We start from the raw sequence: 1,165 nt of genomic DNA, 5'->3' as shown, positions 1-1,165 counted from the left end.
GACCATATATTTCTCTCCCCTCGGAGAGTATGTCGGCTAATTATGGGGAATTTTCAACTGCTGATATTAGGTATTTTACAATTGATGTTCACATCATTGGAGTATGGCATTAGGAAATGTTCTCATTTTTCTAGTACTATACCGAAATTACTTTCAGTTTAAGGGCTGGTATAAGTCTGAGAACAATAAAAGGCTGAATAAAATATCGACAAGAAGTTTAACTATAATTTCACTGGGGCTATTAATAATGCCGATCTGGATAAACCGATAGAGAAAGAAAGATTAGTACAGTAATTCATAGAAGGCATGGACATCGACTAACAAAACATTCCTACATCGTCGCATTCGCTCCTTGGTCACCAAGGGGAATTTCAGAGAAGTTGAATCAGGCGACACATCCAACCGGCTAAGTGGCAGAGCCACCCGGACCTACGGTCCTTAAGCCGTTCGGACGTCAGGAATGCGCAACGTTATATGACATTGGGGCAAAAATATACTTTAACAAATCATTACAACAAAGAAATAAACAAAAGGAGCAATAAAAGAGATGTTAAAAATAGAGATAAATCGAGAAGACTATTGGAACTTTAACAAATTTGTGTTACTTCAACGGTATAAAGTAACCGTTTATTCGTTCATTGTAGGATTGCCTATTATGATGGTACTAATTTTTCTTGGGATGAAACTACCTTTTTGGTACAGTGTAAGTGTGGGGATTATTGGTGGAGTATTCATTAATTATTTTGCATATAAACGCATTAAACAAAGAATTAAGAAATTATTGGAAGACAACAAAGGAATATTAGGAGTACATGAAATAGAGATAACAAATGAGGAATTAAAATGGAGAAATTCAGTAACAGAAGGAAGTACGAAATGGGAAGGGATTAATAGCATTGAAGAAGATAAAGATTATTTCTATATTTTTATAGATAAGATCATGGCACATATCATACCTAAGAGAACATTTACAACACAAGTCGATATGAATCGTTTTTTAGATCAAATTAAAACATATCTTAAGACAAATAAATGATGTGTCAGCTATTCGAAGAAGGCCCCAACGACATATAACACTTTGGATTGGTTGCGCAGTTGCCCGAAAAAAAGGCCTTCATAACGACGGTATGAAGGCTACCACGATCGTGAACATATGAGCAGAAAA

The 1,165-nt window shown here is 35.5% G+C and carries 1 protein-coding gene; it reads left to right on the top strand.

The features are described from left to right. The first annotated feature begins 547 nt into the window (after positions 1–547). Positions 548–1,036 carry a YcxB family protein gene (locus J2T13_RS26280; RefSeq protein ID WP_429375669.1) on the top strand — a complete coding sequence of 163 codons (489 nt, stop codon included), beginning with the start codon at positions 548–550 and terminating at the stop codon, positions 1,034–1,036. Positions 1,037–1,165 lie beyond the last annotated feature (129 nt).

It is taken from the genome of Paenibacillus sp. DS2015, from assembly GCF_050433705.1.
In the GTDB taxonomy this organism is placed as follows: domain Bacteria; phylum Bacillota; class Bacilli; order Paenibacillales; family Paenibacillaceae; genus Paenibacillus_AQ.
Note: the sequence above shows the minus strand (reverse complement) of the source record. Positions and strands in the feature narration are given on the sequence as shown.

Excerpts from the sequence above, each read along its gene's own strand:
- J2T13_RS26280 (WP_429375669.1), top strand. The coding sequence starts at position 548 with ATGTTAAAAATAGAGATAAATCGAGAAGACTATTGGAACTTTAACAAA.